Raw genomic sequence first — 20,333 nt, 5'->3', positions numbered from 1 at the left:
GCAATGCCGAGTGCTGCCGCAGCCACGTCCCGTTCGACAACGCAGAGTCCGAATCGTTGCGCCGAGCGGGACATTGTGAAGGACGAGTGGCGGAACTGTTGTTGGGTCCTGTTCTAATGAACCGTTGCCATAGATGCTCGCGAAGCCCCGCTAGGACCGCTTTGCCGGACGGTCCTCTGCTCAACGGTGAAGGCCGAGTGGACTCACAGCCACATCCCCTTCGACAGCTCCACCGCCAGACAACAACGAACGGAACCTGTTCGCGGCACACGCCGAGTGGAGTCACGCTCACGTCCCGCTCGACAACACCGAGCCCGAATCGCTGCGCCGATCGGGACATTGCGGCAACCGGACAGGGGAACCGCTAATGCACCGCCGCGAATGAAATCGCCGACCTGGCCGCTTGTGAGCCACCGGCCGGAATCGCTATGCCGGATGGGACATGGGCGCGGCAAAAGCCGAGTGGAGCCACAGCCACGTCCCGCTGGACAACGCCGAGACCCGCCCGTTTCGCCGAGCGGGGCGTGGAAGCTGCGAAGTTCGAGTGGAGCCACAGCCACGTCCCGCTGGACAACGCCGAGACCCTTCCGTTGCGCCGAGCGGGGCGTGGATGCGGCGAAGGTCGAGTGATGCCGCGGTGGTGTCCCGTTCGACAGCGGGACAAGGCGGTCGGCTGTTCGGGGGATGTGGGTGCGGCTAGAGGGAACTGCTTGGGCGCTTGCACAGTCCGACCACTGTTGCTTGTCTGGTCGAGACTTTGCACGTCCTCGCTGGCGCGGGCGATTGACGCGGGCCAGCCCATTTCACGCAGACCAACTCGCTGCAGGGCGGCCGCGCGAATCGTCAGGCGGGCGACGCTTGGACATACTTCGAGCGGACCATGCCGCAGGGGGCATAGCGACATGCGCGGGCTAGCGGGTCAGGCTTCTACCGGCTGCTCGATGAAGTCGTTGTGTTCTTCGTCGGAGACGTCGCGGGCCTCGTCGATGAGCAGCACGGGGATGCCGTTGTCGATGGGGTAGGCGCGGCGCAGGCGGGGGTTGTAGAGGACGGGGCCCTCGGTGGCGCGGACCAGCAGTAGCGGGCCCTTGTCCTGGGGGCAGGCCAGCAGGCTCAACAGCGTGGCGTCCAAGGTGTGCTCCGGCATGAGCAAAACCTACCCGACGACGTGGTCCGGTTCGACCGGTGGTCGGCGCCGGAAGGAGATGTGCCGGTGGCCGAAGTAGCTGGCGACGGCGACCAGGGCCATCACCACGACCGCGGCCGGCTTGTCCGGGAAGTGCCAGACCGAGACGGCCAGCTCGAGCAGCGCCATATTCAGCAGCAGCCCACCGGAATTGACCGCGACGAACCGGACGAAGTCGCGCACCAGGTGCCCGCGCACCCGGAACACCAACGTGCGATGCAGTACGAACGCGATGACGATGCTGACCGCATAGGCGGCGGCCACCGCGACCGACGGCGGCACGTTGTCGCCGAGCACCGCCAGCCAGACAATCGTCAGCCCGATCCCGAGCGCGGTGTTGAACCCGCCGACCGCGGCGAACGCAACTTCCTGCCGCTGTACAAGCCGCAACAACGGTCCGGGTTTCGCCGGTTCGGTCGCATCGAGTTCGTGCGCCAAATCAACCGACCCCGCGGCTGAACGCGACATATCGAATTCACGGGCCGAACCAACCGCATCCACCCCTGAACGCGACATATCGAGGTCACGGGCCGGACCCGCCACATCCGCTCCCGAACGCGGCGCATCGAGATCACGAGCCGGACCAACCGCATCCGAGCGCGACGCATCGGCATCACGCTCGCGAACCACCGCTTCCGCCGACGAATGCCGAACCTCATGGTCATTCGCTGACCCAAACGACTCTGTCACCGAGCCCGAACCATCAAGACCCGCGCCACGCACGCCCGCCCCATCGCCACCGGCCAACGACCGCACATCTCGCGTCACCGTCGGCGCCACCCCATCGCCACCCGCGGACGCCCCACTTCGCTCACCGTTGAAACCCATCAGCCGCCCACCTCCAGTCGCGCAGGCACTCTATCGCCCCACCGCCCCACCCGATCGACGGGCGCACCCAACACCCACCAGATCCCCCACCTCCCCCGACGAACCAGCCCACCCGCCGCACACCTTCTGACCTCCCCGCACCGGTTCTCGCATGCAATTCCCTGTGCGAGAAATCAGTAGATGTGCGGCTCCACGAACCCTGCCACCCACCGATCAGCATGGACCGCCCACCGACCAAAGTTCACGCCATCGAAGCAGGCCCCCGTTCAGCATCCGCCATCCGCGCGCACCCGCTACCCACAGCCGCACTACTTCTGATTCCCCGCACCGGGATTCGCATGCAAATCCCGGTGCCAGAAATCAGAAGTAGTGCGGCAACACGAGGCCGCTCTGTACACCCGGACCGGGGTCGATGCTCGCAACGCCGCCACGCTCTCGATCGACAGCGGCACCGCTACGGCCGCGCTCGACCCCCTTCGACAAGAAGGTTTGCCTGCGGTTGACGCGATCACAGGAAGCTCCAGCGCTGCAGCGTCGCACGGGACCATACGCACCGCCACCAACGGCCAGCCTTCCGCATCCATCAGGATGGACCGCCCAGCGACCACAGTTCACGCCCTCGAAGAACGTGCCCGTGCAGCAACGTCCGCCCCATCCGCCCGCACCACTATCCACCCGCACTACTTCTGATTCCCCGCACCAGGATTCGCATGCAAATCCCGGTGCCAGAAATCAGGAGTAGTGCGGCTGTGCAAGCCATGCCCCGCATCTATCAGGACGGACGCCCAGCCGACAACGGTTATGCCCTGACGCGAGCTTCAGCGCAGCAGCGCCGTCCCGGTCCACGCGGACTGCTGCCCAAAGACGCACGGTTCTTGATTTCCCGCACCGAGATTCGCATGCGATTCCCGGTGCGGGAAGTCAGAAGTAGTGCAGTTACGCGCGGCGGCTCTGCGCGCCCGGAATGGAGTTGATAGTCGCACCACCACACTCTCGAGCACGGGCAGCACCGCTGCGACCCGCTCGATGTCCTTCGACAGCAAAGTTCGCCCGGTGCTGCCTGCGGTCCAGGAAGCTCCAACGCAACAGCGTCCCCCGGAACACACGCACCGCCACCCACAGCCGCACGGCTCTTGATTCCCCGCACCGAGATTCGCATGCGATTCCCGGTGCCAGAAGTCAGAAGTAGTGCGGCTCTGCGAGGCGGGACTGCATAACCAACGGATGGTTCGGCCGGCGACGGTGGACGCGATCGCAGCTGGCTCCCGTGCAGACCCAGGCGTGGCCCTCCGCGACCTCAGCTCTTCGCGTCGACCAAGTCCGGGTGTGGGGTGGTGGGTTTGGCGGTGTCGATGGGGGTCGGGGAGGTCGGGTCGTCGTTCTCGCGGCGGGTTCGCAGGAATGCCCATTGCAGGGCGCCGAGGCCGAGGAGGGCGAGGAGGATCGAGGCTGCGCCGATCTTCCAGCCGGGTGGGCGCCAGCTCAGTTGCAGGTCGCCGTTCTTGGTTCCGGCGGGGATATCCAGCGCGACAAAGGTTTTCGCGACAACCCTGATCGGAATATCGCGGCCGTCGAGGGTTGCCCGATAGCCGGGCCAGCCGAGGCGGGCGAAGACGACCTGACCGCCGTTGTCCGAGTTCACCCGGACCCGACTGTCCATATCCGATTCCGAAACGGACGTCGCCACGACTCCGGACGTGGCCGCGACCCGCCCGTTGCGCGTCGAGATCAGCCCGTTCGCCCGCTCCAGCACCGAGATCTGCTGCTCGTGCCCTGGGTAGTCGACCCACTTCCAGCCGTCCGGCGCGGGCTGGTTGCGCGCGTCGGGATACATCGACCGCTGCAACACCACCCGATCGACCTTCATCAGGTCGACGATCGTCCGTCCGGTGGTCGGCTCGACCTCGAACGCCCGCCGGAACGCGTCGGGGCACACACTGGTGTCCCACCGCATGCAGAGCATCTCGCCGAACCAGAAGTGCCCGTTGGGCGTGTACCCACTGACGTAGGTCAGCTCCAGATCCTTGGCGTAGTTGCCGAACACCAAGGACCCGTAGGCCCCCTTCAGGTTCTTCTCGGCCGGCGGAATCGGGCCGCGATCGGCGAGTTGCAGTGTGGTGCCCGGAAAGTCGGGGAACGCCGCCTTCATCTCCGACCGATTCTCCGGCAGGTTCCAGCTCATCGGCGTCGGCTGCGCGGCCCACACCTGCACGTAGGCGATCGGGAACACCGCGACGATCGTCAGCGCACAGGCCGCCACCATCCCCCTGGTCCGCGCGAGCCACACCACCGCCGCACCGAGCGCGGCCACCGAAACCGCGGCCAGCACATGCCAACCCAGTTCCCGCGGCGCCGCCGAGAACGACCGCACGAACAGCAACCCGATCAGCACACCCGCCGCGACACCGCGCCGCCGCCAACTGCCGAAGCTCGCGTATCGCCCGAGCAGCACGCACACCAGCACCAGCAGCCCGAGCGCCACCATCGGCAACACCCGCGCGGGCCAGCGCAGCGGACCGATGGTGCCCGGCCCTGCGGTCCACATCAACCCCATGATCGCGACGAGCGCGATCGCGGTGAACTCGCGCCAGTTCTCCCGCGCCTTGTGCCAGTCGATGAACGCCAGCGCCGGAATCAGGAACCAGGCGATGTACACCACCGGCATCGGCTGCACGTAGCCCCACCAGGAGCTGTACGCCGGCAACGTGCTCGGCAGACTGGCGTTCAACGACTCCGACCACGGCACGGTCAGGAACTGATCGTTGTTGATCTGCGCGGTCCCGCGCCAGGTCACCTTCGCGGACAGAATGCTCGGCAGATAGGTCGCCAGTCCGGCCAGCGCGGCGCACGCCGACACCGCGAGCAACCGCAACGACGGCATCCACTTGCGTTGGTAGACAACCTCGCCGACGGCCACCGCACCGATCATCAGACCGGCCTCCACCGCGGGGAAGATGTATTGCACCGAGATCGCCAGATACAGGAACACGAAGGTCGGAATCGGCCCGCTGCGCCCCCGCGCATAGCGGACACCCGAGGCCCACGCGTGCACCAACCACGCCGTCCCGACAAACGCGGTGTACCAACTGGCCTCGTCGAAGAACAGCAGCCACCCGGTGAACGGAATCGCCACGCCGGCCACCGCCGACCAGGGCGCACTGGCCCCGTACTCCAGGCAGACCCGATACACGCCGAGCCCGAGCACGATCGCGAAGATCAGCTTGACGATGGTCGCGTAGAGCGCGACGTTGTCCACCGAGGGCGCGATCAGATCGATCAGCAGCTGCGGCGGATTGAGCAGGCCCGCCTCTTCGATGGCGTAGTTACCGGCCATCCAATGTTCGGGGACCATCGCCGGGAATTGCCCGTCCCGCAGGCGATTCCCGAGCATCACCCACAGCGGGGCGTACTGCGACTCGGTGTCGTCGGTGTAGAAATGCCGGACGTTGGCCAGCAGGACGGCACCGTATCCGGCCACCACGCCGAGCGCGGTTATGAGGCCCCACTTGTACACGTCCCGCCGGGCGAGGGCGCTGCTTTCCACCACGAGTTCCAGACCCTACATGGCGGCGGACGGCACCTTGGCACGCCGCCGCGACCGCACGTACAGCCATTGCAGCACACCGGTGCCGACCACACCGGCGGCCAGCGCGGCGATGCCGACCTTCCAACCAGGAGGACGCCAGGTCAGGACCAGTTCGGCGTTCTGCGTGCCGGCGGGGATATCCACGGCGACAAACGATTTGGCCACGGTGGTGATCGGAATCTGCTTGCCGTCGATAGTCACCCGATAGCCGGGCCAGCCGAGCCGGGCGAACACCACCCGGCCGCCGTCCGGCGAGCTGACCCGCACCCGGCTGGTGGTGTCGGTCTCCGCGATCGACTTCGCGGTCACGTTCTTGGCCGCGGCGATCCGGCCGTTCACCGTCGAGATCGGCCCGTCGACGCGTTCGAGCACCGAGATGAACCGCTCGTGGCCGGGGTAGTCGACCCACTTCCAGCCGTCGGGCGCGGGCTGGTTGCGCGCGTCCGGGAACAGGGCGCGCTGCAACACGATCCGGTCCAGCAGCATCAGATCGGCCAGGTTGCGGCCGGTGGTCGGCTCCGGGGTGAACATCCGCCGGAACGCGTCCGGGCAGACGCTGCTGTCCCAGCGCATGCAGAGCAGTTCACCGAAGTAGAAGTGCCCGGTGGGGGTGTAGCCGTTGACGTAGGTCAACTCCAGCGACTTGGCGTAGTTGCCGAAAACCAGGGAGCCGTACGCGCCGTCGAGGCTCTTGTCCTGCGGCTGGACCAGTCCGCGCTCGGCGAGTTGCAGTGTGGTGCCGGGGAAGTCCGGGAACGCGGCCTTCGCGTCGGAGCGGTTGGTCGGCAGGTTCCAGGTCATCGGCGTCGGCTGCGCGGCCTGCACCTGGAAGAACGCGATCGGGAACATCGCGACGATCACCAGCACGCACGCCGCGGCGATCCCCTTGACCCGATCCAGCCACAGCACCGCGGCGCCGAGCGCGGCGACCGCGAGGGCGGCGAGCACATGCCAGATCACGTCGTGCGGATCGGCGGAGAACGACCGCACCCACAGCAGCAGGATCAGCACGCCCGCGGCGATAACGCGACTGCGCAGATCCTTGGTCGTGCCGTAGCGCGCGAGCAGCACGCACACCAGCACCAGCAGCCCGATGGCCAGCATCGGCAGCACCCGGACCGGCCAGCGCAGCGGACCGATGGACCCCGGCCCGGCCGCCCACATCAGCATCACGACCGCGAAGAACGCGACCCCGGACAGTTCCCGCCAGCTCTGCCTCGCCCGGCGCCAGTCGATGAACGCGAGCGCCGGAATCAGGAACCAGGCGATATAGACCACCGGCATCGGCTGCACGTACCCCCACCAGGAGGTGAACGCCGGATGAGTGCTCGGCAGGCTGGCATTCAACGACTCCGACCACGGCACGGTCAGGAACTGATCGTTGATGATCTCCATGGTGCCGCGCCAGGTCACCTTCGCCGAGAGCATGCTCGGCAGGAACGTCAGCAGGCCCGCGAGCCCGGCGCACCCGCCGACGACCGCCAGCCGCACCACCGGCCACCACTGGCGTCGATAGATGACCTCCCCCACCGCGACCGCGAGCAGCATCAGCGCCGCCTCGACCGCCGGGAAGATGTACTGCGTCGAGATGGTCAGATAGAGATAGATGAAGACCGGGATCGGCCCGCCGTGTCCGCTCTGCGCTACGTGGTTACGCAGGCTGCCGCCTCCGGGTTGACCGCTCCCGCCGGGCCCGCGCGTGTAGCGCACCGACGACGCCCACGCGTGCACCAGCCACGCGGTGCCGGTCAGCGCGGTCATCCAGCTGGCCTCGTCGAAGAACAGGAAGAAGCCGGACAGCGGGAACGCCACACCCGCCACCGCGGACCAGGCGGGCTTGCCGCCGTAGACGAGGCAGATCCGGTAGACGCCGAGCGCGGCGATGATCGCGAAGATCAGTTTGACCACGGTGGCGTAGAGCGCCATGTTGTCGACCGACGGCGCGATCAGATCGATCAGCAGCTGCGGCGGGTTGAACAGGCCCGCGTCGTCCATCGTGTTGTTGCCCGACATCCAGCGCTCGGGCACCAGCACCGGGAACGTACCGTCGCGCAGCGCGCGGCCGAGGCCGACCCACAGGCCGGTGTACTGGGATTCGGTGTCGTCGGTGTAGAAGTGCCTGGCGTTGGCCAGCAGCACCGCGGCGTAGCCGAGGACCACGCCGACGGCGGTGATCAGGCCCCAGCGGTAGACGTCGCGGCGCGAAGCGGAATCGACCGGGCCGGCGGCGTCGGCAGCGACGGTTCCGGCCGGAACTTCCGCCTCGGCCGGGTCACCCCCGTTGACCTCGGCGGACCCCGGGCGCGTCACCCTCGACACTGCACTATCCGTCACGAGTTCCAAACCCTACACAGCAGTGTGGCGCTTGGCATCCGGCTGCCGACGCGATGATGATGGGGGGATGCACATGGCGGCAGCGGAAGGCCCGGAGGCGGCAGCTCGCGTAACCACGGTGAGATCCAGCCCCCGATTCCGAAACCCGCACCATGCTAGAGTTCTGGGCGGCTCGGGCCCTGCTGTCCTGCGGGGGACACCGGCACGCACCGTCATCGAAAGTCGATCCAGCTGATGCCGATTCCTTCCCGCACGCCCCGCCCCGCCGCGGTCGCCTCGAACGGCGGACCGTCTCGGTCACACGCCATTTCCGTGGTGGTGCCGATCTATCGTGGCGAGGACACCATCGGCGGTCTGGTCGCCGAACTGCACGAGCTGACCCGGCCCACCCGGACGCCCGGCGGCACCACCTTCCAGGTCAGCGAGATCATCCTGGTGCACGACCGCGGCCCGGACCGATCCGACGTGGTGCTGCAAGAACTCGAGCAGACCTATCCCGAGGTGCGCACCATCTGGTTGAGCCGCAACTTCGGCCAGGACGCCGCGACGATCGCGGGCATGTCCGCGGCCGGCGGCGACTGGATCGTCACCATGGACGAGGACGGCCAGCACGATCCTCGATTCATCGGCACCTTCCTCGACGCCGCGCTCACCGAGCGCGCCGAGCTGGTCTATTCGAAGCCGAGCAACACCCGTCCGCACGGCTTCCTGCGCAACCTCACCTCGCGCGGCGCGAAGCTGGTGCTGGCGACGCTGTTCGCGTTCCCGGATTCGACCCGCTTCGAAAGCTACCGGCTGATCCGCGGCGCGATCGGACGGCAGCTGGCCGAGGTCGCGTCCAACGGCGTGTATCTCGATGTCGCGCTGACCTGGGTGGTCGGCACCGTCGCGCAGGTGCCGGTGGTGCTGCGCGCCGAGGGCCGGGAGGAGTCCGGTTACAACTACCGCAGGCTGTTCTCGCTGTTCTGGAAGATGGTGCTGTGCAGCGGAACTCGCGGCCTGCGCCTGGTCAGCCTGCTCGGCGTGACGCTCGGCCTCGGCGGCGGCGTGCTGGCCGGCGTCATCGTCTACGAGGCGCTCACCACCGACAACTGGGCGCCCGAGGGTTGGGCCTCGATGATCGTCGTGCTGCTGCTGGTCTCCGGGGCGATCCTGTTCTCGCTCGGTCTCATCGCCGAATACCTCGGGGTGGCGTTGCATATCCTCGTCGGTAAGCCGCTCTATCTGACCGTCGATTCACCGACGCCGCGGCCGGACGCGCCGATCGACCACCCGGACGATGCCCGGGAACTGACCACGACCACCGCGAACAAGGGGAACGACCGGGTTGAGCACTGACCGCATCATTTTCAGCCGCCCGTTCCGGGCCCGCCGCGAACTGGCCAATCTCGAGGCGGTGCTCGGCTCCGACCAGAGCCACGGCGACGGGCCGTTCACCGCGACGGCGACCGAGAAGCTGAAGGTCATCACCGGGGCGCCGCATGCGCTGCTGACCACCTCGTGCACCTCCGCGCTGGAGATGGCCGGCCTGCTGCTGGAGCTGGGCCACGATGACGAAGTGATCGTGCCGAGCTTCGCGTTCACCTCCACCGCGACCGCCATGGCGTTGCGCGGGGCCACCTGCGTGTTCGCCGATATCGACCTGGCCACCGGCAACCTGGACCCGGAGTCGGTGGCGGCCGCGATCACCGAGCGCACCAAGGCCGTGGTGGTCATCCACTACGGCGGCGTCGCGGCGGAGATGGATCAGCTGCTCGCCCTGGCCAATACGCACGGCTTCGCCATCGTCGAGGACAACGCGCACGGGCTCGGCGGCCGCTGGCGGGGCCGCCCGCTGGGCACCCTCGGCAGCCTGGGCACGCTCAGCTTCCACGACACCAAGAACGTGCACTGCGGCGAGGGCGGCGCGCTGCTGCTCACCGACGAGATCCTGATGGCGCGCGCGGAGATCATCCGGGAGAAGGGCACCGACCGGGCCCGGTTCCTGCGCGGCGCGGTGGACAAGTACTCCTGGCAGGACATCGGCTCCAGCTACCTGCCCAGCGAGTTGAACGCCGCGGTGCTCGACGCGCAGCTCGACGAATTCGACACCATCCAGGCCGGCCGGCATCGCGTGTGGGACGCCTACGCCGCCGAGCTCCCGGAGTGGGCCGCGCGCAACGACGTTCAGCTGATGACGGTGCCCGCCGACCGGGAACACACCGCCCACCTGTACTACTTGCGCACCCCCACCGAGGAACGCCGCGACGACCTGATCGCGCACCTGCGCGCCCGCGGCATCGTCGCCCCGTTCCACTACGTCCCGCTGGACTCGAGCCCGGCCGGCCTCAAATTGGGCCGCACCCCGCATCCCTGCGTGCGCAGCGCGAAGTTCTCCGGAACCGTTGTCCGCCTACCGCTTTGGCCGGACCTCACCGACGAGCAGATCGGGCGGGTCATCGAGGCGGTAACCGACTTCACCGTCTGAACCCTCACTCGGCTAGCCACCGAGGGGTTCGTTCGGGGTCGGTAAGGTCTGGTGGGTGACCGACGCCAGTGACCTGATGCGGATGTATCTGGGCGATCCCGATCAGCCTTTCCCGGCGGTCGAGCTCGCGGATCCGTCCGGACTGGTCGCTCTGGGCGGGGATCTGTCGCCGCAGCGGCTGCTGGACGCGTATTCGGCGGGCATCTTTCCCTGGTACAACCCGGGGGAGATCATCCACTGGTACTGCCCGGACCCGCGCAGCATTCTGGTGCCGGCCGAGCTGCGGGTGAGCAGGTCTTATCGCCGGGCTGTCGCCAATGCCGACTACGCGGTGACCATGGATCGCGCCTTCGCCGAGGTGATGGCGCATTGCGCCGGACCGCGGGACCGGGAGTCCGGGACCTGGATCGGATCCGACATGATGGCGGCCTACCTGCGGCTGCACCATCTCGGGCATGCGCACTCGGTCGAGGTGTGGCGCGCCGGCGACCTGGTCGGCGGACTCTACGGCGTCGCCCGCGGCCGCTCCTTCGCCGGCGAGTCCATGTTCTCCCGCGCCCGCGACACCTCCAAAATCGCCCTGTACTGGCTCTGCGCCCAACTGACCGCCTGGGATTTCCCCCTCATCGACTGCCAGGTCTCCTCCCCCCACCTCACCTCGCTCGGCGCCATCGACCTCCCCCGCCCGGACTACCTGCACCTACACACCCAGGCCGCCGCCCACCCCACCCATCCCGCCCCCTGGCATTTTGAAATCCCAGTCCCCAACTCCCCCAACCACTTACCGGCGTGAGCGAGCCGGGGAAAGGCGATCGGTTCGGTCGGTGCGTGCGGGTTTGATCGGCCGGGAGTGTCGGACCAGCCACCCGTGACGCACCTGACGTGGCCGGGTCGAACGACAGACGGGAATCCATCAGTCCCGTTTGCTGTAGTGGAGCAGGAGGCACTGGCCGGATCGATCGCTCGCACGCAGCTCGAATCGCTGGAGTGTGCCGTCGTCGGCGAACAATCGCCGCCCTCGACCGGCGAGATTGGGCGCTACGACCAGACGCAGCTCGTCGACAAGATGAGCGGCGAGCAGGGATCGGGCCAGATCCAGACTGCCGTGCACGCCGATATCGCCGCCGGATTCCCGTTTCAGTTCGGCCACAACGGATTCGGCAGGTTCGGTGACGCGGGTGGTCGCCGTCCATTCCCGGGTGAGGGGTTCGCCGGCGAAGACGAGTTTCGGCGTGTGGTTGATGAAATCGGCGAATGGTTGCATCGTCGATTCCGGCCAGTCGACCGACCACGCGTCGAAGGTGCGCCGGCCGAGCAGGACAGTGTCCTGGCCGGCGATGATGCGGCCGAGGTTGTCGACGAGCCGTTCGTCGGCGCCGCCCATCCAGTCACTTCGCCCGGGGTCGTCGGCGAACCCGTCGAGGGACATCAGTTCGTAGAGGACGACGTTGCGCATCGGAGTGCCTTTCGGTTCGGTTCTGTCCCTCCGATCGTGCTGAGCGGGAACGGCGGAAGGAATGGCCGAATCGGCATAAGCGACTACCCGTAATGGCATAACCCGCGGGCTATCGATGGGCAAGACTGTTCGACATGGACAGTGCGCGGCTCGGCAACCCGACCGATGCGGCGGTACTGAAGATGACGGCGGCGCCCGACGCGATCGAATTACGTCACCTGCGGGCGTTCGTCGCGGTGGCCGACGAGCTGAACTTCAGTCGCGCCGCGGACCGGCTCTACATCACCCAACCGGCATTGAGCAGGCAGATCCGCAGCCTGGAACGCCTGATCGGCTGTGATCTGCTGCGGCGCTCGACCCATCGCGTCGAGCTCACCGTCGCGGGCAGCGCCTTCCTCGCCCGCGCACGGCGGGTACTCGGCGAACTCGACGACGCGGTCGCCCTGACCCGCTCGGTCGGTGGCGAGCACGCCGAGCGGCTGACTCGGCTGTGGGAACTGTTCGTCGATCTCAACCGAACCGGCGCAGAGCTGGCCGAGATCCGCGCCGCCGTCGAGCAACTGCACGCGCAGTTCGCGCCGCCGACCGACGTGCACCTGCGGGCGGTCAATGCCGGCGGTGTCCCGTCGCTGCTGTCCGTGCCCGCCGGAGTGGATCCGGCGAGCGCACCCGTGCTGTTCCTGCACGGCGGCGGTCACGTCGCCGGATCCTCGTTCGGGTATCGGCATCTCGCCGGTGCGCTGGCGGCCGTAACTCGACGTCCTGTCCTCGTCCCCGAATACCGTCTCGCGCCCGAGCACCCGTTTCCCGCGGCGCTGGAAGATGCGTTGCGCGCTTACCTGTCCGTCTTGGACGCCGGAGCAGCGCCGGAAACGGTGAGCGTCGCGGGCGATTCGTCCGGTGCGGGACTGGCGTTGTCGATGACGCTCGCCCTGCGCGAACGCCGGCTGCCGATGCCGGGCCGAATGTTGTTGATGTGCCCATGGATCGACCTCACCGGTGCGGCCCAGACCCGGGCCGAGGACGCTCCCCTGGTCTTCACACCCCAGGACGCCGCTCGATTCGCCGACTTCTATCTGGCCGGACACCCCGCCGACGACCCACTGCTCACGCCCCTGCGGACCGACCTGTCCGGCCTACCCGAGATCCTCGTCCAGGCCGCCACCGGCGACAGCGTCCTCCCCGAGGCCCGGCTCCTGGTCGAACACGCCCGCGCCGCCGGTGTCACCGCGAACCTCGACCTGTACCGATCCCCGACGCACACTTTCCACCTCTTCTGGAGCTTCCTCCCCGAAGCCGCCGAAGCCCTCGAACGCGGCGGCCGGTTCCTCGCGGCCGCTCCGGAAGCGACGGCCGCGATCCCTTCGGCGTGACCGTTCGGGGAAGACCAGGGTGTACGGCTAGCGGGAGTTGGCGTCGAGGACGTAGAGCTTTTCGCGGCCGCCGGCGATCAGTTCTCGGTGAGCCACCTGAGATCGGTAGGGGCGGAAGAACTCGTCGAGGGTGGTTTCGGTGAAGCGGTGGGCTTGGACGCCGTCGCCGGCGTTGGTGAAACGCTGCCCGATGGCGGCGAGGACGCGGTTGTCGCTGCTGGCCATGTTGCGGACCGGTTCGGCGATGATCACCTGTTTGCGGGCGGCGGCGAGCATGCGGTCGAGCACGGGGGTGGCTTCGGGGAGAAAGTGGTAGAGGCTGGCCTGCATCAGGACGTAGTCGGCCTCGGGGAGCGGGTCGGCGGCGGCCAGGTTCCAGACCTCGCCGCGCGCGCCCGCCTCGGTCAGCCGCGCGACGAACCGGTCGTTGCGATCGAGGCCGGTGTAGTCGACCGACTTCTGCCGCAGGTAGCGGGTGTAGAGCGTCGCGGGCCCGCAGCACAGGTCGACCACGCTGGCCCCCTCGGGCACGAGGGCCGCGACGGCTCGATAGCGAGCCGTGTAGTACCGGCCGTAGAGCGCGCGGATCAGCAGCTCGTAGAGGGTGGCGTTGCGATAGATGAGGCTCGTACTCACACCAAGTACTCCTGACAAATCGGGCAGCAACGTCAGCGTCGGATGGTACGGCGCGGGACACCCGCACGCACGACCGGGTCGAGCGGCCGAACCGGTGAATCCGGCCGCTCGACAACTCGATTCACTGCGTCAGCGGTCGCCGAGGATCCGCACCGCGTCGTCCTCGGTGAGGATCTCGTACGCGTCGGAGGCCCGGTTGAACCACCAGGTGTCCGGGCCGGGCGCCGGACGTCCCGCCGCCTGCACCGCCCGCGTGGACGGGCGATAGGACGAACTGCGCGGGATCTCGTCCACCACGTAGACCAGATCGGGCCGCTTGCTGGGTTCGAGCGCCCGCAGCGCCTCGGTCACGTCCTTCGGCTCCAGCCGGAAACCCTTGCGCACGCTCACCGCGGCAACGGCGATGCAGTGCTCACCCGCAGGCTCCGCGTGCTCCCCGACCTGGAGGCCGTAGGCCACCTCCATGTCGATCGCGGTGATGTCGTTGAGCACGTCGACGATCGGCTGCCCGTACACCGGCCCGCGCGGCGTGTGAATCACCGTGTCCTTGCGATCGACCAGCCAGTAATCCCCGTCGCTGTCGCGCCGGAACAGATTCTCCGTCGGCATCCACGAGTCACCCGGCGCGAACACCCCGCGCAACCCGCCCGCGGAGATGTCCACCCCCTCCGAGGCCTTGCCGATCAGCAAGCCGACCTCGTTGTCCGCACAGCGCCGGGCATACCCCGAACCGTCGACCAGGATCTCCCCGGCGATCGGGTCGTAGGCGACCAGCTCGACCCTGGCGGTGCCCGGCACCGGCCTGCCCTTGCAGCCGCGCTTCACGCCCTTCACATTGGCCAGCACCACGTCGCCCTCGATGGAGGCGTAGAACTCCAGCACCCGAGCCGGATCGAACTGCTCGGTCGTGCGCCGCCACAGCCCCGCGGGCATGCCGGAGCCGATGAACAACCGGATCGGATGCCGATGCCCGGCCGGGAACACCTCCGCGTCGAGGATGTCGCGCAACATCGTCCAGGTGTAGGTGACCACGGTGACGCCGTAGCGGTGCACCTCCTCGGCGAACTGCGCCGGATCCAGCGAACGCGCCAGCGCGATCCGGCTGCCGCCCGCGATCGCGCCACCGAGGCTCACTAGTAGTCCGGACGAATGATGCAGCGGCGCAAGGCAATACACCGTGTCCCTGCGGTTCAGGTCGGCGGTGGTCGCGGTGCCGAACGCGGACAGCGCCCAGCGATGATTGCTGATGAACTTGGTCTCCAGCCGGTCACCGGTGCCGGTGACCAGCACGAACGCCAGCTCGCGCGCCAAACCGGGATCGGGCCGGTACCAGCCGGGCAGCCGCACCTGCGCCGGATCGATCTGCTCGAGGTCGATCACCCGGTCGCTCAACGGAATACCGAGCTGACGGGAATCGCCGCCGCCGAGCACCAGCACCCGCGCGCCGGTCGAGGCCGCTTGCCGCAGGTTCTCCGGATCCGCGACCACCGTGTCCACGCCGGTGAGCTCGAGCGCACGGGCCAACTCGCTGCCCGGCGCGAGCAGCACCGCCACCGCGCCGAGCCGGGACAGCGCGGCCACCGTCGCCAGCGCGCTGGGCCGGGTCTCCATGATCACGCCGACCCGCATCGCCGGGCGGATGCCGACCGAGATGAGCCCGCGCACCACATTGTCGATGCGCACGTTCACCGCGGCGTTGGTGTGCACCCGATCCTCGAACAGGAACAGATCCTTCAACGGCGCCTGCCGGCCCTGCTCGGCGATCAACCGCCCCAGCGAGATCCGGGTGTGCGGCTGAATCATGCCGAGCCGGGTCAGCCGCGGCAGCGCCCGCGCCGCCTCGCCGGCCAGTTCGACCGAGCCGCGCACGGTATTGCTCGCGATGCCTTCCAGCGCCTTGCCGACGCCCGCACCGGCCTCGGCCAGCGTCGCGGCCGTGTGCACCATCCGGGTGGCCGCCGAGCGCGGCCGGTTGCTGTCCACATGCTCGGCCATCGGGTGGATCTCCGGCGGCAGCACCGCGTCCCGGTCGAGCCAGTCGATCCACTGCCGCACCAGCGGCCAGGTGTGATTGGTCGCCGTGCTGCCCGCCACCAGGCCGAAGTGCCCGGCGACCAGGTTCGCCTCGTACACCTCCGCGTTCGGCGCGGCCCGCACGATGCCGCGCACCGCGGCGGGCTGGCCGATGTCGTCGACCTCGCCGACGAACGCCAGGATCGGGCACTTCAACTCGGCGAGCGAGACCGGCTGATCGCGAATCACGAAGCCGCCCAGCATCAACCGGTTGTGCGCGACGAACTGCTTGAGCAGATCGGCGGCGGCCGGTCCGGCGTAGCCGACCCAGCCGTCGTTGTTCAGGAACCGGCGCTGGCGCTCCTTCGGCAGCAACGCCTCCCGGTCGTGCAGCTGGCGCAGGAAGTCGATCCGAGCCTTGGCCGTCTTCATCGGGTCGAGCAGCTGGAAGCCGATGCGCACCATGGAGTCGGTGATCGGCAGCCGGGTGACCACGTGGTCGGCCAGGAAGTCGGCGACGTCGGAGACCATCCCGTAGGGCAGCCCGAACGGCATGCCCGCGACCACGTCGACCGGGCTGCCGAAGGTCACGATGCTCTGCACGCCCTTGCCGTACCGGTAGGCGGCGACCTGGTAGGCGAACATGCCGCCCTGGGAGTAGCCCATCAGGTGCACGGCGCTGCCGGTCGCCTCGGTCACCGCGTCGATCGCGCTGCTGACCGCGAGGACGTGGTCGGCCAGGTCACGCTCCCAGCCGCCCTCTTCGCTCGCCGGTGAGCCGAAATCGACCACCCAGCAGTCGATTCCGCCGCGCTGCAGGATGCCGACGGCGCCGTCCTCGACGTTCACGTCCCAGATGTCGGCATTCACCATCAGCGGCGGCACCAGCAGCGCGACGGGACGCCCCGGCGTGGTGTCGTCGGGGAAGTAATGCCGCAGCCGGTACATCCGCCTCCGCTCGACCACCTCGAACGGGGACGACTCGACATCGTGGGTCAGCCCGCCGAAGCGGATGACCTCGAGGCCGTTCTGCGCGGTCGCCATCAACCGCTGCACCGATCCGACCAAATCCTTCGCACTGAACTTCAAGATCGCTCCTGGCCCTACCCTAGAACGTAACCCTCATCCGCCTCCGCGTACTCCACCGGAGGGATACCCTTCGGTCCCCAAGAAGTACGCGGCGATGTTTCAGATGAGCTTCCCACATCGTGTGTCCATTATGTGTCCGCTGTGACCCGATCCATGCACGTAATGCAGGGTCAGTGACCGAATATCGACGGATCCGCCGCGCACGGTAGCTACCGGGCGGCGATCCGTCCGGGTTTCCGGCGATTCCCGCCCGGACGTTATGTCCCGGCGATTCGATCGGCAGCGTGTCGTTACCATCCGCGGCGGCATCCGCCGTTTCGCTGCGTGCGGCCCGCTGTCCGACCTAAGATCGATGCCGTCTGGAACGCACTGTCGCGTAAGCCATTTCGCTCGAGTGACTGGTTCAACGGGCCGTATCGCCCGTTTGTTTTGCTGTGCAGAATAGCCGTCGCCGCATTACGGGGTGACCCTCTCGAGGTGAGGACAACGCATGACTATCGAAATGCCGGTCCAAACGGAAAACAACCACCGCAAGAGCCTCAGCACCTCGGCCGCGGCCAAGCTGGCGCACACCACCAAATCCGAACCCCAGATGCAGGGCATCAGCTCCCGCTGGCTCACCCGCATGCTGCCGTGGACGCAGGTCAAAGGCGGCGTCTACCGGGTCAACCGGCGGCTCACCCACACCCTCGGCAACGGCGAGGTCGAATTCGACGTGGACGGTCCGCAGGCCCGCGTCATTCCGGCGGAATTGCGGGAGCTGCCCGCCCTGCGGGATTTCGACGACGAGGAGGTGCTGCACGCCCTCGCGCAACGATTCCAGCAACACGATCTGGTGCCGGGCAGCATCGTCGCGGAATTCGGCACTCCGATGCATCAGGTCGTTTTGGTCGTGCACGGCAAGCTGACTCAGAACGGCACCGGCGAATACAACGAACGCACCATGCTCGGCATTCTGGCTGGCGGTAACTACTTCGGCGATCGAATCCTCACCGACCCGCACGCGGTCTGGCCGGTCACCGTCAAAACCGTCACCAGGACAACCCTTCTGGTGCTCCCCCGCCAGGCCCTGCACGACCTGCTCGGCAACGCACCACGGCTACGCGAGCAACTGTCCAGAGTGGCCGGGGCGCCGGCCCGGCCGCAGAACGCCAAGGGCGAGGCCGCGATCGAGATCACCTCCGGCCATGTGGGCGAGCCGCTGCTCGCCGGAACGTTCGTCGACTACGACGCCGCGCCGCGCGAATACGAGCTGAGCCTCGCGCAGAGCGTGCTGCGGGTGCACACCCGCGTCGCCGATCTGTTCAACGACCCGATGGATCAGGTCGAACAGCAGCTGCGGCTGACCATCGAGGCGCTCTACGAACGCCGCGAGCACGACCTGGTCAACAATCCCGACTTCGGACTGCTGCACAACTGCGACCTCAAGCAGCGCATCTACACCGAGTCCGGCCCGCCCACCCCGGACGACATGGACGAGCTGCTCAGCATGCGGCGCAGCACGAAACTCTTTCTGGCACACCCGAAAGCGATCGCCGCGTTCGGCCGCGAATGCAGCAGGCGTGGCCTGTACCCGGACCCGGTCGACGTCGACGGACACCGCGTACCCGCCTGGCGCGGCGTACCGATCTTCCCCTGCGGCAAGATTCCGGTCAGCGGCACACAGACCACGTCGATCCTCGCCATGCGCCTCGGCGAGAAGGACCAGGGCGTGATCGGCCTGCACCAGACCGGCCTGCCCGACGAATACGAGCCGAGCCTCAACGTCCGCTTCAAGGGCATCGACGACCAGTCGATCATCTCCTACCTGGTCAGCTGCTACTACTCCGCCGCCGTACTGGTACCGGACGCACTCGGCGCGCTCGACAACGTCCTGGTCGCCCGGCAAACCGACTGACGAGGTGATGAGCCGTGTCGATGCTGTCCCGTACCCTGGCCCTGCCCGCGACCCACGAGGTCGCCACCGCCGTCGCCGCCCTCCTGTCCGACCTGAGCGGTAGCGCCCCACGACGGTTGGCGCACAACGATTCCCCGACGCCGGCGGTACCCGGCTCCGCACCCCCGAGCACACCCGCCCGGCCCCGCATCCTCGGCCCGCGCGGGCTTGGGACTGCGACACTACCGATCGACCCGCCCATCGATCCGTCCGGATCCACTGTCCCGCAGTACATCTCGTCGACCGCATCGGCGCCACCGCCGGTGACGACCGGCTCGACGAGCTCGTCGGGTCTGCTCGCCACCCCCGCGACCAACCAGGCATCCCCGACCGCCGAAGGCCGCATACCAACTGGCCCAACCGGTTTGGGTACGGCGTCGACGCGGTGCAGCACCGAGGAGTCGGCGATCCCCTCGCTCTACTGTCCCCCGCCGATGCGCGACGACCCCGCGTTGGCCGCCATCGTGAACGAGCGAATCCTCGCTTGGGCCACTTCGATCGGCCTGTACGAAGGACGGCTGGACGATCTCCGTGACGCCGGATTCGGGCGGTTGATCATGCTCGCCCACCCCGACTGCGACGACCCGGATCGGCTCACCGCCGCGGCGAAATGCGCGGTCGCCGAATGGGCGGTGGACGACTACTACTGTGACGCCGGGGCCAGCGATGTCGCCTCCGACGGCACGCCGTCGAGTGCCGCGGCCGAGCTCGGACCGCGACTCGAACTCGCTGCCGCCGCAATCGATCCCGTGCACCTGCCCGCTCGCTATGCCGCCCGGATCGAGCGGGCGTTGCAGGCGGACCCGGTCGTGCGGGCGTTCCGCAGCGGCCTCGCGCACCTGAGCCGGTTCTCCACGCCGGCGCAATTAGCTCGGCTGCGCAGCGAGATCGCGGGCTGGTTCATCGCGCTCGGCGCCGAGGCGGGCTGGCGGCAAGCCGGGCGCACACCGCAGGCCTGGGAGTACCTCACCAACCGGCAGCCGCACAGCTTCTTGCCGTGCATGGCACTGATCGATATCGCCGGCGGCTACGAACTCCAGGCCGCCGAGTACACCGATCCCCGGGTACGCCGGGTCATCCCCACCGCCGCGCTGGCCAGTCAGCTGGTCAACGACCTCTACTCGATGGCCCGCGAAGACCGTTCGGACGGAGCGGAATTCAACCTGCCGACGGTCCTGGTCGCGGAGGAAGGCTGCACCCGGCGCGAGGCGGTGCTGCGCACCGCCGAGTTGCACGACGAACTGATGCATCGCTTCGAGCTCGAAGCGGCCCCGTTGGCCGCCACCGGCTCCGCCGAACTACGCCGGTTCCTCACCGGCGTGTGGGCCTGGCTCGGCGGCAGCCGCGCCTGGCACGCGGAGAGCAAACGGTACTCCGACCGGTAGCTCGCCGAAGTCGCGATTCCTCGACGGCGGTGACCACCGCCGAC

General features: G+C 68.1%; 13 protein-coding genes. 6 read left to right on the top strand and 7 right to left on the bottom strand.

What is annotated here, in order from left to right:
* Positions 1 to 919: 919 nt before the first annotated feature.
* The 4 genes from ACFQ9K_RS32820 to ACFQ9K_RS32805 all read right to left on the bottom strand — a co-directional run bounded on the left by ACFQ9K_RS32820 (position 920) and on the right by ACFQ9K_RS32805 (position 7,760).
* Complete coding sequence (locus ACFQ9K_RS32820) at positions 920 to 1,147, bottom strand: Trm112 family protein (RefSeq protein WP_378719882.1); 228 nt, start codon at positions 1,145 to 1,147, stop codon at positions 920 to 922.
* A 9-nt stretch (positions 1,148 to 1,156) separates the two neighbouring features.
* Positions 1,157 to 1,933, bottom strand: coding sequence for a GtrA family protein (locus tag ACFQ9K_RS32815; protein ID WP_378983999.1), 777 nt, complete (start codon positions 1,931 to 1,933; stop codon positions 1,157 to 1,159).
* A gap of 1,378 nt (positions 1,934 to 3,311) precedes the next feature.
* On the bottom strand, positions 3,312 to 5,558 hold the full coding sequence (locus ACFQ9K_RS32810; RefSeq protein ID WP_378719911.1) for a hypothetical protein: 2,247 nt from the start codon (positions 5,556 to 5,558) through the stop codon (positions 3,312 to 3,314).
* A gap of 15 nt (positions 5,559 to 5,573) precedes the next feature.
* The gene (locus tag ACFQ9K_RS32805; RefSeq protein WP_378719909.1) at positions 5,574 to 7,760 is read right to left on the bottom strand and encodes a hypothetical protein; all 2,187 of its coding nucleotides are present in this window, start codon (positions 7,758 to 7,760) and stop codon (positions 5,574 to 5,576) included.
* Between the two features lie 408 nt (positions 7,761 to 8,168).
* Here ACFQ9K_RS32805 and ACFQ9K_RS32800 point away from each other — a divergent pair, with 408 nt between their 5' ends.
* From ACFQ9K_RS32800 to aat, 3 genes are read left to right on the top strand one after another with little or no spacing between them, the layout of a single operon-like run.
* Positions 8,169 to 9,272 carry a glycosyltransferase gene (locus tag ACFQ9K_RS32800; RefSeq protein WP_378719878.1) on the top strand — a complete coding sequence of 368 codons (1,104 nt, stop codon included), beginning with the start codon at positions 8,169 to 8,171 and terminating at the stop codon, positions 9,270 to 9,272.
* Positions 9,262 to 10,401 (top strand): dTDP-4-amino-4,6-dideoxygalactose transaminase, encoded by a 1,140-nt coding sequence (rffA, locus tag ACFQ9K_RS32795; RefSeq protein ID WP_378719876.1) that lies wholly within the window; start codon positions 9,262 to 9,264, stop codon positions 10,399 to 10,401. The genes ACFQ9K_RS32800 and rffA overlap by 11 nt, the downstream gene beginning before the upstream one ends.
* Before the next feature lie 55 nt (positions 10,402 to 10,456).
* Positions 10,457 to 11,194: a leucyl/phenylalanyl-tRNA--protein transferase gene (gene aat / locus ACFQ9K_RS32790; protein ID WP_378719875.1), complete on the top strand. Its 738-nt coding sequence runs from the start codon at positions 10,457 to 10,459 to the stop codon at positions 11,192 to 11,194.
* Positions 11,195 to 11,314: 120 nt separating this feature from the next.
* Here the strand turns inward: aat and ACFQ9K_RS32785 are convergent, their stop codons facing one another.
* Entirely contained in the window at positions 11,315 to 11,857 is a 543-nt protein-coding gene (locus ACFQ9K_RS32785) for a dihydrofolate reductase family protein (protein WP_378719873.1), read from the bottom strand.
* Between the two features lie 134 nt (positions 11,858 to 11,991).
* Here ACFQ9K_RS32785 and ACFQ9K_RS32780 point away from each other — a divergent pair, with 134 nt between their 5' ends.
* Positions 11,992 to 13,230: an alpha/beta hydrolase fold domain-containing protein gene (locus tag ACFQ9K_RS32780; protein WP_378719871.1), complete on the top strand. Its 1,239-nt coding sequence runs from the start codon at positions 11,992 to 11,994 to the stop codon at positions 13,228 to 13,230.
* Between the two features lie 27 nt (positions 13,231 to 13,257).
* Here ACFQ9K_RS32780 and ACFQ9K_RS32775 read toward each other — a convergent pair whose 3' ends face one another.
* The gene (locus tag ACFQ9K_RS32775) at positions 13,258 to 13,866 is read right to left on the bottom strand and encodes a class I SAM-dependent methyltransferase (protein WP_378719869.1); all 609 of its coding nucleotides are present in this window, start codon (positions 13,864 to 13,866) and stop codon (positions 13,258 to 13,260) included.
* Positions 13,867 to 13,995: 129 nt separating this feature from the next.
* Positions 13,996 to 16,968 carry an acyl-CoA synthetase gene (locus tag ACFQ9K_RS32770; protein ID WP_378719867.1) on the bottom strand — a complete coding sequence of 991 codons (2,973 nt, stop codon included), beginning with the start codon at positions 16,966 to 16,968 and terminating at the stop codon, positions 13,996 to 13,998.
* Positions 16,969 to 17,458: 490 nt separating this feature from the next.
* Between ACFQ9K_RS32770 and ACFQ9K_RS32765 the strand changes: the two genes are divergently transcribed.
* Positions 17,459 to 18,865, top strand: coding sequence for a family 2B encapsulin nanocompartment shell protein (locus ACFQ9K_RS32765; RefSeq protein ID WP_378719865.1), 1,407 nt, complete (start codon positions 17,459 to 17,461; stop codon positions 18,863 to 18,865).
* 20 nt (positions 18,866 to 18,885) lie between these two features.
* A complete protein-coding gene (locus ACFQ9K_RS32760; protein WP_378719863.1) occupies positions 18,886 to 20,289 on the top strand; it encodes a family 2 encapsulin nanocompartment cargo protein terpene cyclase in 1,404 nt (467 codons plus the stop codon).
* Positions 20,290 to 20,333: the final 44 nt, after the last annotated feature.

It is taken from the genome of Nocardia sp. NPDC056564 (genome assembly GCF_042793755.1).
Taxonomy (GTDB): domain Bacteria; phylum Actinomycetota; class Actinomycetes; order Mycobacteriales; family Mycobacteriaceae; genus Nocardia.
Note: the sequence above shows the minus strand (reverse complement) of the source record. Positions and strands in the feature narration are given on the sequence as shown.

Excerpts from the sequence above, each read along its gene's own strand:
- ACFQ9K_RS32820 (WP_378719882.1), bottom strand. The coding sequence starts at position 1,147 with ATGCCGGAGCACACCTTGGACGCCACGCTGTTGAGCCTGCTGGCCTGC.
- ACFQ9K_RS32800 (WP_378719878.1), top strand. The coding sequence starts at position 8,169 with ATGCCGATTCCTTCCCGCACGCCCCGCCCCGCCGCGGTCGCCTCGAAC.
- ACFQ9K_RS32785 (WP_378719873.1), bottom strand. The coding sequence starts at position 11,857 with ATGCGCAACGTCGTCCTCTACGAACTGATGTCCCTCGACGGGTTCGCC.
- ACFQ9K_RS32780 (WP_378719871.1), top strand. The coding sequence starts at position 11,992 with ATGGACAGTGCGCGGCTCGGCAACCCGACCGATGCGGCGGTACTGAAG.
- ACFQ9K_RS32765 (WP_378719865.1), top strand. The coding sequence starts at position 17,459 with ATGACTATCGAAATGCCGGTCCAAACGGAAAACAACCACCGCAAGAGC.
- ACFQ9K_RS32760 (WP_378719863.1), top strand. The coding sequence starts at position 18,886 with ATGCTGTCCCGTACCCTGGCCCTGCCCGCGACCCACGAGGTCGCCACC.